The organism is Pseudomonas sp. GNP014 (assembly GCF_054344005.1).
Map to the genome: position 1 here is coordinate 3,031,184 of NZ_JBTGUS010000001.1, position 13,122 is coordinate 3,044,305.

Annotated in this window: 12 protein-coding genes; 3 read left to right on the forward strand and 9 right to left on the reverse strand. The window is 60.8% G+C overall.

What is annotated here, in order from left to right; translation table 11 throughout:
* Positions 1–191: 191 nt before the first annotated feature.
* From ACXX9E_RS13660 to gcl, 8 genes are all read right to left on the reverse strand, one after another.
* On the reverse strand, positions 192–1,190 hold the full coding sequence (locus ACXX9E_RS13660) for a sulfate ABC transporter substrate-binding protein (protein WP_123465824.1): 999 nt from the start codon (positions 1,188–1,190) through the stop codon (positions 192–194).
* A 105-nt stretch (positions 1,191–1,295) separates the two neighbouring features.
* Positions 1,296–2,120: an ion transporter gene (locus tag ACXX9E_RS13665; protein ID WP_267805796.1), complete on the reverse strand. Its 825-nt coding sequence runs from the start codon at positions 2,118–2,120 to the stop codon at positions 1,296–1,298.
* A gap of 21 nt (positions 2,121–2,141) precedes the next feature.
* Positions 2,142–3,056: an urea transporter gene (locus ACXX9E_RS13670; protein ID WP_186748451.1), complete on the reverse strand. Its 915-nt coding sequence runs from the start codon at positions 3,054–3,056 to the stop codon at positions 2,142–2,144.
* Positions 3,057–3,255: 199 nt separating this feature from the next.
* On the reverse strand, positions 3,256–4,671 hold the full coding sequence (pyk, locus tag ACXX9E_RS13675) for a pyruvate kinase (RefSeq protein WP_222833397.1): 1,416 nt from the start codon (positions 4,669–4,671) through the stop codon (positions 3,256–3,258).
* On the reverse strand, positions 4,668–5,942 hold the full coding sequence (locus tag ACXX9E_RS13680) for a glycerate kinase type-2 family protein (RefSeq protein ID WP_123465833.1): 1,275 nt from the start codon (positions 5,940–5,942) through the stop codon (positions 4,668–4,670). The genes pyk and ACXX9E_RS13680 overlap by 4 nt, the downstream gene beginning before the upstream one ends.
* A gap of 161 nt (positions 5,943–6,103) precedes the next feature.
* Entirely contained in the window at positions 6,104–6,997 is an 894-nt protein-coding gene (locus tag ACXX9E_RS13685; protein ID WP_458555553.1) for a 2-hydroxy-3-oxopropionate reductase, read from the reverse strand.
* Positions 6,998–7,199: 202 nt separating this feature from the next.
* Entirely contained in the window at positions 7,200–7,982 is a 783-nt protein-coding gene (gene hyi / locus ACXX9E_RS13690) for a hydroxypyruvate isomerase (protein ID WP_458555554.1), read from the reverse strand.
* A 166-nt stretch (positions 7,983–8,148) separates the two neighbouring features.
* Entirely contained in the window at positions 8,149–9,924 is a 1,776-nt protein-coding gene (gcl, locus tag ACXX9E_RS13695; RefSeq protein ID WP_123465839.1) for a glyoxylate carboligase, read from the reverse strand.
* A 268-nt stretch (positions 9,925–10,192) separates the two neighbouring features.
* Here gcl and ACXX9E_RS13700 point away from each other — a divergent pair, with 268 nt between their 5' ends.
* Positions 10,193–10,633: a GlcG/HbpS family heme-binding protein gene (locus ACXX9E_RS13700; protein WP_267805793.1), complete on the forward strand. Its 441-nt coding sequence runs from the start codon at positions 10,193–10,195 to the stop codon at positions 10,631–10,633.
* 209 nt (positions 10,634–10,842) lie between these two features.
* Positions 10,843–11,301 carry an REP-associated tyrosine transposase gene (locus ACXX9E_RS13705; RefSeq protein ID WP_458555555.1) on the forward strand — a complete coding sequence of 153 codons (459 nt, stop codon included), beginning with the start codon at positions 10,843–10,845 and terminating at the stop codon, positions 11,299–11,301.
* A gap of 110 nt (positions 11,302–11,411) precedes the next feature.
* Here the strand turns inward: ACXX9E_RS13705 and ACXX9E_RS13710 are convergent, their stop codons facing one another.
* Positions 11,412–12,020, reverse strand: a complete 609-nt coding sequence (locus ACXX9E_RS13710; protein ID WP_128614997.1) for a TetR/AcrR family transcriptional regulator — start codon at positions 12,018–12,020, stop codon at positions 11,412–11,414.
* Positions 12,021–12,153: 133 nt separating this feature from the next.
* On the opposite strand from ACXX9E_RS13710, the gene ACXX9E_RS13715 reads away from it, so the two are divergent.
* Positions 12,154–13,068: a DUF808 domain-containing protein gene (locus tag ACXX9E_RS13715; protein WP_128614998.1), complete on the forward strand. Its 915-nt coding sequence runs from the start codon at positions 12,154–12,156 to the stop codon at positions 13,066–13,068.
* The last annotated feature ends 54 nt before the right edge of the window (positions 13,069–13,122 follow it).

The following is a 13,122-nucleotide window of genomic DNA, read 5'->3' on the forward strand; positions in this document are numbered from 1 at the left end:
GATGCTTGAGAGGTGCACCGAGCTGAAACTGCTTGGGCGACCGCATAATCGACTCGATATTTCAGGTCGATGTCTGACGCCAGACACCTCGGTCGGCCCCCTCTCCCTCCGGGAGAGGGCTGGGGTGAGGGGCAGGCTTCCACAAAAAAAGGCGACCGCAGAGGATCGCCTTTTTCGTTGTCACTCAAGCCTTACTGGCCGGTATAAATCTGGTCAAAAACCCCACCATCATTGAAGTGGGTCTTCTGCACCGATCGCCAGTCACCGAAGGTCTTCTCGACCGAGAGGAAATCGACTTTCGGGAAGCGGTCAGTGTATTTCGCCAGCACCGCCGGGTCCCGTGGACGCAGGTAGTTGGCGGCGGCAATTTCCTGGCCTTCCGGCGACCACAGGTACTTCAGGTATTCATCCGCCGCAGCGCGGGTGCCTTTCTTGTCGACCACTTTGTCGACCACCGACACGGGTGGTTCGGCTTCGGCAGAGACGCTCGGGTAGATCACTTCGAACTGATCGCGACCAAACTCGCGGGCGATCATTTCCGCTTCGTTCTCGAAGGTCACCAGCACGTCGCCGATCTGGTTGGTCATGAACGTCGTGGTCGCGGCGCGGCCACCGGTGTCGAGCACCGGCGCCTGTTTGAACAGCTTGCCGACGAAGTCCTTGGCCTTGTTCTCGTCTCCGCCGTTCTTCAGCACGTAGCCCCAGGCCGACAGGTAGGTGTAGCGGCCATTACCGGAGGTTTTCGGGTTCGGCACGATTACCTGCACGCCGTCCTTGAGCAGGTCCGGCCAGTCTTTCAGGGCTTTCGGGTTACCTTTGCGCACGATAAACACGGTGGCCGAGGTGAACGGCGCACTGTTGTTCGGCAGGCGGGTGACCCAGTTTTCCGGGACCAGTTTGCCGTTGTCGGCGAGGGCATTGATGTCGGTCGCCATGTTCATGGTGATGACGTCAGCCGGCAAGCCATCAATCACCGAACGTGCCTGTTTGCTCGAGCCACCGAAAGACATCTGCACGGTGATGTTCTCGTTGTGCTCGGCTTGCCAGTGTTTCTGAAAGGCAGTGTTGTAGTCCTTGTAGAAATCGCGCATCACGTCGTAGGAGACGTTGAGCAGGGGCGGTGCGGCTTGCGCCACACTGCCAAAGGCAAGACCGGCGGCGAGAAGTGAGGCGCCAAAGAGTTTTTTCACTGCGCATTCCTTGTTGTGTCGGTGATAGCGGTCGGGGGTGATACCGTTTTGCCAGCGACTATAACGGGGCACGCATAGTCGCTTAAAGATTAAAAAGCTCTGTGCTTATTCCATTTTCTTGAACAGTGCATTGCCGCAACGGGAGCAGAACGCCGCGCCATGTTCATGGCTGTTTTTCTTGCACACCGGGCAGTCGTGTTGCAGCTGTTCGCCGCGCATGGCGTTGGCCAGCTCTGCGGTGAAAATCCCGGTCGGCACGGCGATGATCGAGTAACCGGTGATCATCACCAGCGACGAAATCACCTGGCCCAACGGGGTCTTCGGCACAATGTCGCCGAAGCCGACGGTGGTCAGGGTCACGATAGCCCAATAGATGCCCTTGGGGATGCTGGTGAAGCCGTGTTCCGGGCCTTCGATCACGTACATCAGGGTGCCGAACACTGTCACCAGAGTGCAGACGCTGACCAGAAACACCACGATCTTCTGCTTGCTGCCACGCAGCGCCGACATCAGGTAGTTGGCTTGCTTGAGGTACGGGCTGAGTTTGAGCACGCGGAAGATCCGCAGCATGCGAATGATCCGGATGATCAGCAGGTACTGCGCATCGCTGTAGTACAGCGCGAGAATCCCCGGCACGATCGCCAGCAGATCCACCAGGCCGTAGAAACTGAAGGCGTAGCGCAACGGTTTCGGTGAGCAGTACAACCGCAGGATGTACTCCCCGAGAAAAATGATGGTGAAGCCCCACTCGATGTAGGCCAGCACATCGGCGTAGTTCTGGTGAATGCTGTCGATACTGTCGAGCATCACCACCACCAGGCTGGCGAGGATGATCAACAGCAAGGTGCCGTCGAAGCGCCGCCCGGCGAGGGTGTCACTCTGGAAAATCATGACGTAAAGCCGTTCACGCCAACTGTTGTTGCTGTCCATGGATAACGCCTGAATTAAAGATCAGCGCAGCCTAGGTTGATTCTCCCCCTGTACGCAAGGCGTGCCGTCCACGGCCGCTTTGCCGAGCACCTGGATCCCGGCGCGGATCAGCCAGCCGGCGAGGATGAACGGCGCCGTCAGCGTCGCCAGGCCGATGGCGGCGAACAGCGGCGTCACCAGCAATGCCAGCACGATACCGAGCAGCGGCAACCACGGTTGTTGGCGCTGACCACTGAAGGCGAGGGCGGCGAGCACGGCGTTGTAGCTGCCGAGGCCGAGCAACGCCGCGTGGGTTTCATGGTGCAGCAGACTGGAACCGAGGCCGATGGCTGAAGCCAATAGCGCCCAGGCAAACGCACGGCGATCCGCGACCAGCAGACCGGCGGCGACCAATGCGCCGGCCAGCGGATGACCGAGGAACATCACCTGACCCAATCCACGCAGTTCAGCGGCGAGCAGGTTCAGCGTGTTCATCTCGATGTGTGCCATTGGCGCGGACGGTTCGGCGAACAGGAGCAACATCCAGCTCATCGCCACGAACGGCGAGGTGTAGGCCGGTATCGACCGGCTGCGGTACACATGTTTGAGCCACTGCTGAGTGAGCATCGCGCTCAGGCCGCCAGCCGCCAGAATCAGTGGCGGCAGCAGCGGCGACCAGGGGAAATACAGGCTTAGCAACAAACCGAGCAGCACGCCGTTGTAACTGAACAATCCGGCCTGGCGATCCGCCTTGGCGTAGTTGCGCCGCTGTGCAGTGAGCAACCCGGCGACGGCACCGAGCAGCGCGCCGGCGAACAGCACCGGTGCCGTCAGCAGGATCGCCAACAGGCACAACAGGCCGCACAGCGGATGGCGCTGGAGGAATATCTGACTGAAACCGTTGAGCAAAGCCTCGGCCCAGTCGGGGCAGTGGGTGTTGAAATGATTGGCAGGCATGTCGAGAAAATCTGGGCAGTTGGAAAATCAAAAGGTCTTGCAAGTCACTGTGGCGAGGGGATTTATCCCCGTCGGGCTGCGAAGCGGCCCCCATCGGAGAATGCGGTTTCTCTGTGGAAACCGTCACACCCCTAAAAGCGACGACTGCTGCGCAGCCGAACGGGGATAAATCCCCTCGCCACAGGTTGTGTAGCTTTCTTTAGATCAAGGTTTCGATACGCAGCGAGTTAGTCGAGCCCGGCTGCCCGAATGGCACACCAGCGGTGATCAGCAGCGTGTCGCCGCGCTCGGCCATGCCTTGGGCCTGGGCGATCTCAAGCGCGGTCGAGCAGACTTCGTCGACCTGACGCAGGCGATCGTTGACCACCGAGTGAATCCCCCACGCGACACTCAAGCGGCGTGCGGTCTGCAGGTTTGGCGTCAGGTTGAGGATCGGCGCTTTCGGCCGTTCCCGGGCCGCACGCAGGGTCGATGCGCCCGACTCGCTGTAGTTGACCAGCACCGCCACCGGCAGCACGTTGCTGATGCGGCGGATCGCACAGCTGATCGCGTCGGATACGGTCGCTTCAGCCTTTGGTCGGCTGACGTCGAGCTGCGTCTGATAGTCCGGGCCGTTTTCCACCTGACGGATGATCTTGCTCATCATCTGCACGGCTTCCAGCGGGTATTCACCGGACGCGGTTTCCGCCGACAACATCACCGCATCGGCACCCTCGGCCACGGCGTTGGCGACGTCGGTGACCTCGGCGCGGGTCGGCGCCGGGGAGAAGCGCATCGACTCCAGCATCTGCGTCGCCACCACTACCGGTTTACCCAGTTCGCGGCAGGTGCTGATGATGTTTTTCTGGATCTGCGGCACGCTTTCCGCCGGCACTTCCACGCCAAGGTCACCACGGGCGACCATGATCGCATCGCTCAGCTCGGCGATTTCACGCAGTTGCTCAACCGCCGACGGCTTCTCGATTTTCGCCATCAAAAAGGCCTTGTCACCGATCAGTTCGCGGGCTTCGATGATGTCCTGCGGACGTTGCACGAACGACAGTGCCACCCAGTCCACCCCCAGCTCGAGGCCGAAGCTCAGGTCGCGGCGATCCTTGGCGGTCAGCGGGCTCAGGTCGAGCACCGCTTGCGGCACGTTCACGCCTTTGCGGTCGGAGAGCTCACCGCCGTTGAGCACGGTGGTGTCGATCGCGTCGGTGTATTTGCTGACCACCCGCAGGCGCAGTTTGCCGTCATCGAGCAGCAGATCCATACCGGCTTCGAGCGCGGCGATGATCTCCGGGTGCGGCAGATTCACTCGGCGTTCGTCACCGGGCGTGGCGTCCAGATCGAGGCGGAACGCCTGGCCGCGATGCAGCTGCACTTTGCCCTCCGCGAATTTGCCGACGCGCAGTTTTGGCCCTTGCAGGTCCATCAGAATACCCAGCGGATAGTTGAGCTGGCGCTCGACTTCGCGGATCCACTGATAGCGCTTGGCGTGGTCGGCGTGATCGCCGTGGCTGAAGTTCAGGCGGAAGATATTGACCCCGGCCTCGACCAGCTCACGGATGTCTTCGATGCCATCGACGGCAGGGCCGAGGGTGGCGAGGATTTTGACCTTTTTATCAGGCGTCATGATTTAGAGCTCTCGAGGATCAGAATGGCGCGGAAGTCGTTGACGTTGGTGCGGGTCGGCTCGGTGACAATCAGCGCATCGAGCGCCTCGAAGTAGCCGTAACCGTTGTTGTTATCCAGCTCGTCGCTGGCGCTCAAACCGAGGGCGGCGGCGCGGGCGTAGCTGTCCGGGGTCATGATCGCGCCAGCGTTGTCTTCCGAGCCGTCGATGCCGTCGGTGTCACCGGCCAGGGCGTAGACGCCGGGTTGGCCCTTGAGGCTGTCGGTGAGGCTGAGGAGGAATTCGGCGTTGCGTCCGCCACGGCCATTGCCGCGCACGGTCACGGTGGTTTCGCCGCCGGAGAGAATCACGCACGGCGCCGCCAATGGCTGGCCGTGGTTGATGATCTGGCGGGCGATGCCGGCGTGGACCTTGGCCACTTCGCGCGACTCGCCTTCGAGGTCGCCGAGGATCAGCGTACTGAAACCGGCCTGGCGGCATTTCACCGCAGCGGCATCCAGCGATTGCTGAGGGCGGGCGATCAACTGGAAGTGGCTGCGCGCCAGACTCGGATCGCCGGGTTTGACCGTTTCCGACTCAGGGCTTTGCAGCCAGTTACGCACGGAAGCGGGAATCTCGATGCCGTAGCGTTTGATGATCGCCAGTGCTTCGGCAGAGGTGCTTGGATCGGCCACGGTCGGGCCGGACGCGATGACCGTGGCGAGGTCGCCCGGCACATCGGAAATCGCATAGGTATACACCGTGGCTGGCCAGCAGGCCTTGCCCAGACGCCCGCCCTTGATCGCCGAGAGGTGCTTGCGCACGCAGTTCATCTCGCCGATGGTTGCGCCGGATTTGAGCAGGGCTTTGTTGATCGACTGCTTGTCGGCGAGGGTGATGCCTTCGGCCGGCAAGGCGAGGAGGGCAGAGCCGCCACCGGAGAGCAGGAAGATCACACGGTCGTCTTCGGTCAGGTTACTGACCAGTTCCAGCACGCGTTTGGCCACGGCCAGACCGGCAGCGTCCGGCACCGGATGCGCGGCTTCGACCACTTCGATTTTTTCGCACGGGGCGCCGTGACCGTAACGGGTCACCACGAGGCCCGAGACGTCACCCTGCCAACAGCGCTCGACCACTTGCGCCATCGCGGCGGCCGCTTTGCCGGCGCCGATGACGATGACTCGGCCAGTGCGATCGGCAGGCAGATGAGCTTCGAGGACCTGGTTCGGATGGGCCGCGTCGATGGCTGTGGCAAACAGCTCGCGCAGCAGTTGTTGCGGATCGACCGACATGGCGGGCTCCCGGAATTCTTGTTATTCGAAAGGGCGGTAGAGATCCCTGTGGGAGCGAGCTTGCTCGCGAAAGCGATGGATCAGTCAATATCCATGTCGACTGACACGCCCTCTTCGCGAGCAAGCTCGCTCCCACAGGTTTTAAGCGGTGGGGCAGTGGCTTATTTGTTGTCGCGAATCGAGAAGTTGGCCATGTGTTCCAGACCCTTGATCAGCGCCGAGTGGTCCCAGTTGCTGCCACCGATGGCCGCGCAGGTGCTGAACACTTGCTGGGCGTTGGCGGTGTTTGGCAGGTTGATGTTCAGTTCCTTGGCACCTTGCAGGGCCAGGTTCAGGTCCTTCTGGTGCAGGCTGATGCGGAAGCCTGGGTCGAAGGTGCCTTTGATCATGCGCTCGCCGTGCACTTCGAGGATCTTCGAGGACGCGAAACCGCCCATCAGCGCTTCACGCACCTTGGCTGGATCGGCACCGTTTTTCGCGGCGAACAACAGCGCTTCGGCCACGGCCTGGATGTTCAGTGCGACGATGATCTGGTTCGCCACTTTCGCGGTCTGACCGTCGCCATTGCCGCCGACCAGGGTGATGTTCTTGCCCATGGCCTGGAACAGCGGCAGGGCGCGATCGAAGGCATCGGCATCGCCGCCGACCATGATGCTCAGGGTCGCGGCCTTGGCGCCGACTTCACCACCGGATACCGGGGCGTCGAGGTACTGCGCGCCTTTTTCGTTGATCTTTGCCGCGAAGGCTTTGGTGGCGGTCGGCGAGATCGAGCTCATGTCGATCACCACTTTGCCTTTGCCGATGCCTGCCGCGACGCCGTCGGCGCGGAACAGCACGTCATCGACCTGCGGGGTGTCCGGCACCATGACGATGATGAATTCAGCTTCCTGCGCCACTTCGCGCGGGTTGGCCAGGGCGACGGCGCCCGCAGCCACCAGATCGGCAGGCGCGGCGTCGTGGTGCGCCGACAGGAACAGGCTGTGACCGGCTTTCTGCAGGTTCGCCGCCATTGGGTGGCCCATGATGCCGGTGCCGATAAATCCGATTTTAGCCATGAGAAAATCCTCTTGTTTTTGTCTTGCTCCCAACACCGAGTCGGTGAGCTTTTGTGGCGAGGGGATTTATCCCCGATGGGCAGCGAAGCTGCCCCAGATTTTTTGCAATGCGCGGGTGTAGCTATTACGACTGCTGCGCAGCCGAACGGGGCGGTGCGACGATTCGCTAAATCCCCTCGCCACATGGGCTATGCGTGGTCAATCAGATTGCGTTGTGGGTTTTCAGCCAGCCGAGGCCCGCTTCAGTGGTGGTCAGCGGCTTGTACTCGCAACCCACCCAACCCTGATAGCCGATGCGATCGAGGTGTTCGAACAGGAAGCGGTAGTTGATCTCGCCAGTGCCCGGCTCGTTGCGCCCCGGGTTGTCCGCGAGCTGCACGTGGTTGATCTCGCCCAGGTGCGATTGCAGGGTGCGGGCCAGATCGCCCTCCATGATTTGCATGTGGTAGATGTCGTATTGCAGGAACAGATTGGCGCCGCCGACCTGCTCGCGGATCGACAGGGCTTGCGCCGTGTTGTTCAGGTAGAAGCCCGGAATGTCGCGGGTGTTGATCGCTTCCATCACCAGTTTGATGCCCGCTGCCTGCAACTTGTCGGCGGCGTATTTCAGGTTGGCGACGAAGGTTCTTTCCACGGTGGCATCGTCGACGCCTTGCGGGCGGATACCGGCCAGGCAGTTGACCTGAGTGTTGCCCAGCACTTGCGCGTAGGCGATCGCCAGATCGACACCGGCGCGGAATTCTTCAACCCGGTCCGGCAGGCAGGCGATACCGCGCTCGCCCTTGGCCCAGTCACCGGCCGGCAGGTTGAACAGCACTTGGGTCAGACCGTTGGCGTCGAGCCTGGCCTTGATTTCGGCGGAGCTGAAGTCGTACGGGAACAGGTATTCCACACCACTGAAACCGGCCTTGGCGGCGGCGTCGAAACGGGCAAGGAAATCCTGTTCGGTGAACAGCATGGACAGGTTGGCTGCGAAACGCGGCATGGTGGTCTCCTAAAAACGCATGTGACACGGTTGATCAGACTGAACGCGATCAAGTCCCCTCTCCTGGGGGAGAGGGTTAGGGTGAGGGGAATCCGAATTTTGCGATCACCGCAAAACCTTTCCCTCACCCCAGTCCTCTCCCGGAGGAAGAGGGGGCCAATTACGTTTAGTCGAGCAGCGAAATCGCCGTTGGCGCATCGTTGCCGACCAGCGCCAAGTCTTCGAATTCATTGACGGCGTTGATCTCGGTCCCCATGGAGATGTTGGTCACACGCTCCAGGATGATTTCGACGATCACCGGCACCTTGAACTCTTCGATCATCTGTTCGGCCTTGCGCAGGGCAGGGGCGATTTCCGAGGGTTCGAACACACGCAGCGCCTTGCAGCCCAGGCCTTCGGCGACTGCGATGTGGTCAACCCCGTAACCGTTGAGTTCCGGCGCGTTCAGGTTATCGAAGGACAGCTGCACGCAGTAGTCCATTTCGAACCCGCGCTGGGCCTGGCGGATCAGGCCCAAGTACGAGTTGTTCACCACAACGTGGATGTACGGCAGTTTGAACTGAGCGCCGACTGCCAGCTCCTCGATCATGAACTGGAAGTCATAGTCCCCCGACAGGGCCACGACTTTACGGCTCGGATCGGCCTTGACCACGCCCAGTGCTGCCGGAATGGTCCAGCCCAACGGGCCGGCCTGACCGCAGTTGATCCAGTGACGCGGCTTGTAGACGTGCAGGAACTGCGCGCCGGCAATCTGCGACAGACCAATGGTGCTGACGTAGCAGGTGTCTTTGCCGAACACCTGGTTCATCTCTTCGTAAACGCGCTGCGGCTTGACCGGCACGTTGTCGAAGTGGGTCTTGCGGTGCAGGCTGGACTTGCGCTGCTGGCAATCCTGCAGCCAGGCAGAGCGGTTTTTCAGCTTGCCGGCGGCTTGCCATTCACGCGCCACTTCGATGAACACGGTCAGCGCGGCAGCAGCGTCGGACACGATGCCCAGGTCCGGGGTGAACACGCGGCCGATCTGCGTGCCTTCGATGTCGACGTGAATGAACTTGCGACCTTCGGTGTACACATCGACCGAACCGGTGTGACGGTTGGCCCAGCGGTTACCGATGCCCAGTACCACGTCGGATTTCAGCATCGTCGCGTTGCCGTAACGGTGCGACGTCTGCAGACCGACCATGCCGACCATCAGCGGGTGATCGTCCGGGATGGTGCCCCAGCCCATCAGAGTCGGGATCACCGGGATCCCGGTCAGTTCAGCGAATTCAACCAGCAGATCGCTGGCATCGGCGTTGATGATGCCGCCACCGGCCACCAGCAATGGACGCTCGGCCTGATCCAGCAACGCCAAAGCTTTTTCAACCTGAACGCGGGTCGCAGTCGGCTTGGCCAGCGGCAGCGGCTGGTAAGCGTCGATGTCGAATTCGATCTCGGCCATCTGCACGTCGAACGGCAGGTCGATCAGCACTGGGCCTGGACGGCCGGAGCGCATTTCATAGAAAGCTTTCTGGAACGCGTAAGGCACCTGGCCCGGCTCCAGAACGGTGGTCGCCCACTTGGTGACGGGCTTGACGATGCTGGTGATGTCGACCGCCTGGAAGTCTTCCTTGTGCATACGGGCGCGGGGTGCCTGGCCGGTAATGCAGAGGATGGGGATCGAGTCGGCCGAGGCGCTGTAGAGCCCGGTGACCATGTCGGTACCGGCAGGGCCGGAAGTGCCGATGCACACGCCGATGTTGCCGGCCTTGGTGCGGGTGTAACCCTCGGCCATGTGCGACGCGCCTTCGACGTGGCGAGCGAGGACGTGATCGATGCCACCGACTTTCTGCAAGGCGGAGTACAGCGGGTTGATCGCAGCGCCGGGAATGCCAAAGGCGGTATCAACCCCTTCACGGCGCATCACCAGAACGGCGGCTTCGATTGCTCTCATTTTGCTCATGGTTTTGTGCCTCTTTACGTTTTGTAATTGTATACAAGTGGCTTTGCGCAGAGTGTATTCACGGCGGACGGCGCAGGTCAATCCATTTTCTCAAGCGCCTGTTTCATTCGTCGGAAGCCGTATCTACTGTGGCTTTTCGTCGCATGTGGCGCTTTTCGAGAATTATTGTATACAAAAAAATAACTCATTGTGTTCTATTTGTTGCATCGAGCTGCGGCACAAAACCGCAGCCCCCCGACTTTCCCAATAACAAAATGAGGACGGCACCATGAGCGCTTTAACCTTGAAAGTCGCAGTCAACCTGGTCAACGAAGCCATCAGCGCCGGGCGCGCTATCAACGCTGCGCCGCTGACCATTGCGGTACTCGATACCGGCGGCCACCTGATCACCCTGCAACGCGAAGACGGCGCCAGTCTGCTGCGCCCGCAGATCGCCATCGGCAAAGCCTGGGGCGCTATCGCCTTGGGCAAGGGCTCACGCCTGCTGGCGCTGGACGCCCAACAACGCCCGGCCTTTATCGCCGCACTCAACAGCATGGGCCAGGGCAGCGTCGTCCCGGCCCCGGGCGGGGTGTTGGTTCGGGATCAGGCGGGGAACGTGCTGGGAGCGATCGGCATCAGCGGCGATCTGTCGGATATTGATGAGCAGGTGGCGATCAGGGCAGTGGAGGCGCTGGAGTTGAAGGCGGATGCTGGGGTGGCTGCTTGATCTTTAGCGGCTGACCAAAAGTCTTTGCGAGCAAGCTCGCTTCCACAGGTTTGTGTTCTGACACATAAAGTGTGAACACCTCAAATCCCCTGTGGGAGCGAGCTTGCTCGCGAAGGCGATTCAACGGACACATCTGGCTAACAGTCTTGACGATTCCTCCCCGTTTGCAGATCTAACCTTTCAGGTCATCGCTTGAAAGGGGCAAAGGAATGCCGAAACTGTCCGCTTCACATCGCTTGCGCTTTGGTCGTTACGACGAGCCCAACCGAATTTATCTGCTGACTACCAATACCCTATATCGCGAACCTGTTTTCCACGATTTTGCGTTGGGCAGGTTGGTCGTTGACCAATTTCGCAGCGCCCAGGATCAGGACTTTGCTGACTCGTTGGCGTGGGTGGTCATGCCCGATCATTTCCATTGGTTGATTGACTTGAAGCGGGGTTCACTTAGTGAGCTGATGCAAAGGACCAAATCCCTGAGCGCGCGGGCGGTGAATATGCATGCGGGTAGAAAGGGCCGTTTATGGCAGCAGGGATTTCATGATCGCGCGATCAGGCGGGAAGACGATTTGGTGAAAATGGCACGTTATGTCGTGGCTAACCCATTGCGGGCAGGTTTAGTACAAAAGTTTGGCGACTATCCGCTGTGGGATGCGATTTGGGTCTGACAGGCTAACCGAGTCGCTCCATTCGCGAGCAAGCTCGCTCCCACATTGGATTTGTGGCGTTCACAAATCCCTGTAGGAGCGAGCCTGCTCGCGAAGCAGTCACCGCAGTCTTACTGATCCGGCTCACACCCCTTCAACACCAATCGGATAATCGTCTGCGCTGCCGCTTCATAATCCGCCTCGTCGAGCTTGTCCTTGCCGGTGACCGCAGAGATCTGCCAGTCGAAGTCGGCGTAGGTCTGGGTCGCGGCCCAGATGCTGAACATCAGGTGGTTGGGGTCGATCGGGGCGATCTGGCCGCGGTCGATCCAGGTCTGGATGCAGTCGATGTTGTGCTTGGCCTGGCCGTTGAGTTGCTCGACCAGGTCGGCGCTCAAGTGCGGGGCGCCGTGCATGATTTCGCTGGCGAACACTTTCGAGGCAAAGGGCAGGTCGCGGGAGATGCGGATCTTCGAGCGGATGTAGCCGCTGAGCACTTCGCTCGGCACGCCGTCCGGGTTGAACGGGGTCGAAGCCTGCAGGATCGGCACGATGATGCTTTCCAGCACCTCGCGGTAGAGGTTTTCCTTGGACTTGAAGTAGTAGTAGACGTTGGGTTTGGGCAATCCTGCCTTGGCGGCGATGTCGCTGGTTTTGGTCGCCGCGAAGCCCTTGTCGGCGAATTCCTCGCTGGCGGCACGCAGGATCAGTTCTTTGTTGCGCTCGCGGATTGTGCTCATAAACCCGGTGGTTCCTTGCCTGTTCTGGCGGTTGCGCATGGTAGCACCGGCCTCGCGCGTGGCTCAAGAATGCCCGTGTGGCCTGCAGTCGCGGTATGCTGCACGGCATTATTCACATAAGGAAACAAGATTCATGGCAGGAAGCAGTTTGCTGGTGCTGATCGACGATATTGCCACCGTTCTGGATGACGTGGCGTTGATGAGCAAGATGGCCGCGAAGAAGACCGCCGGGGTGCTCGGCGACGATCTGGCGCTCAATGCCCAGCAGGTCTCCGGGGTGCGCGCCGAGCGGGAAATTCCAGTGGTCTGGGCGGTGGCCAAGGGTTCGTTCCTCAACAAGTTGATTCTGGTGCCGTCGGCGCTGGCGATCAGTGCGTTCGTGCCGTGGCTGGTGACGCCGCTGCTGATGGTTGGCGGCGCCTATCTGTGTTTTGAGGGTTTTGAAAAGCTCGCGCACAAGTTCCTGCACAGCAAGGCCGAAGATGACGCCGAGCATGCGCAACTCACCGAGGCGGTCGCTGACCCGACCACCGATCTGGTGGCCTACGAGAAGGACAAGATCAAAGGCGCGATCCGCACCGACTTCATCCTCTCGGCGGAAATCATCGCCATCACCCTCGGTACCGTGGCCGATGCCTCGTTGACCCAGCAAGTGATCGTGATGTCCGGCATCGCGATTGTCATGACCGTTGGCGTTTACGGTCTGGTGGCCGGCATCGTCAAACTCGACGACCTGGGCCTGTGGCTGACGCAGAAATCCGGCTCGGCAGCAAAAAGCATCGGCAACGCGATCCTGCGCGCCGCGCCGTACATGATGAAAGGCCTGTCGGTGATCGGTACGGCGGCGATGTTTCTGGTCGGCGGTGGCATCCTCACCCACGGCATTCCTGTGGTGCATCACTGGATTGAAGGTGTTGGCGCAGCGGCGGGCGGTGCCGGGTTTGCGGTGCCGGTGCTGCTCAACGGTGTGGCGGGGATCATCGCGGGCGCGGTGGTGCTGGCGGTGGTTTCGGTGGTCGGCAAAATCTGGCGCGCCTTGAAGAGCTAACCAGCGACACAAAACAAATGTGGGAGCGAGCTTGCTCGCGAAAGCGGAGTATCA

Coding starts and splice junctions, on each gene's coding strand:
- ACXX9E_RS13665 (WP_267805796.1), bottom strand. CDS start 2,120: ATGGACAGCAACAACAGTTGGCGTGAACGGCTTTACGTCATGATTTTC.
- ACXX9E_RS13670 (WP_186748451.1), bottom strand. CDS start 3,056: ATGCCTGCCAATCATTTCAACACCCACTGCCCCGACTGGGCCGAGGCT.
- pyk (WP_222833397.1), bottom strand. CDS start 4,671: ATGACGCCTGATAAAAAGGTCAAAATCCTCGCCACCCTCGGCCCTGCC.
- ACXX9E_RS13680 (WP_123465833.1), bottom strand. CDS start 5,942: ATGTCGGTCGATCCGCAACAACTGCTGCGCGAGCTGTTTGCCACAGCC.
- ACXX9E_RS13685 (WP_458555553.1), bottom strand. CDS start 6,997: ATGGCTAAAATCGGATTTATCGGCACCGGCATCATGGGCCACCCAATG.
- hyi (WP_458555554.1), bottom strand. CDS start 7,982: ATGCCGCGTTTCGCAGCCAACCTGTCCATGCTGTTCACCGAACAGGAT.
- gcl (WP_123465839.1), bottom strand. CDS start 9,924: ATGAGCAAAATGAGAGCAATCGAAGCCGCCGTTCTGGTGATGCGCCGT.
- ACXX9E_RS13700 (WP_267805793.1), top strand. CDS start 10,193: ATGAGCGCTTTAACCTTGAAAGTCGCAGTCAACCTGGTCAACGAAGCC.
- ACXX9E_RS13705 (WP_458555555.1), top strand. CDS start 10,843: ATGCCGAAACTGTCCGCTTCACATCGCTTGCGCTTTGGTCGTTACGAC.
- ACXX9E_RS13710 (WP_128614997.1), bottom strand. CDS start 12,020: ATGAGCACAATCCGCGAGCGCAACAAAGAACTGATCCTGCGTGCCGCC.
- ACXX9E_RS13715 (WP_128614998.1), top strand. CDS start 12,154: ATGGCAGGAAGCAGTTTGCTGGTGCTGATCGACGATATTGCCACCGTT.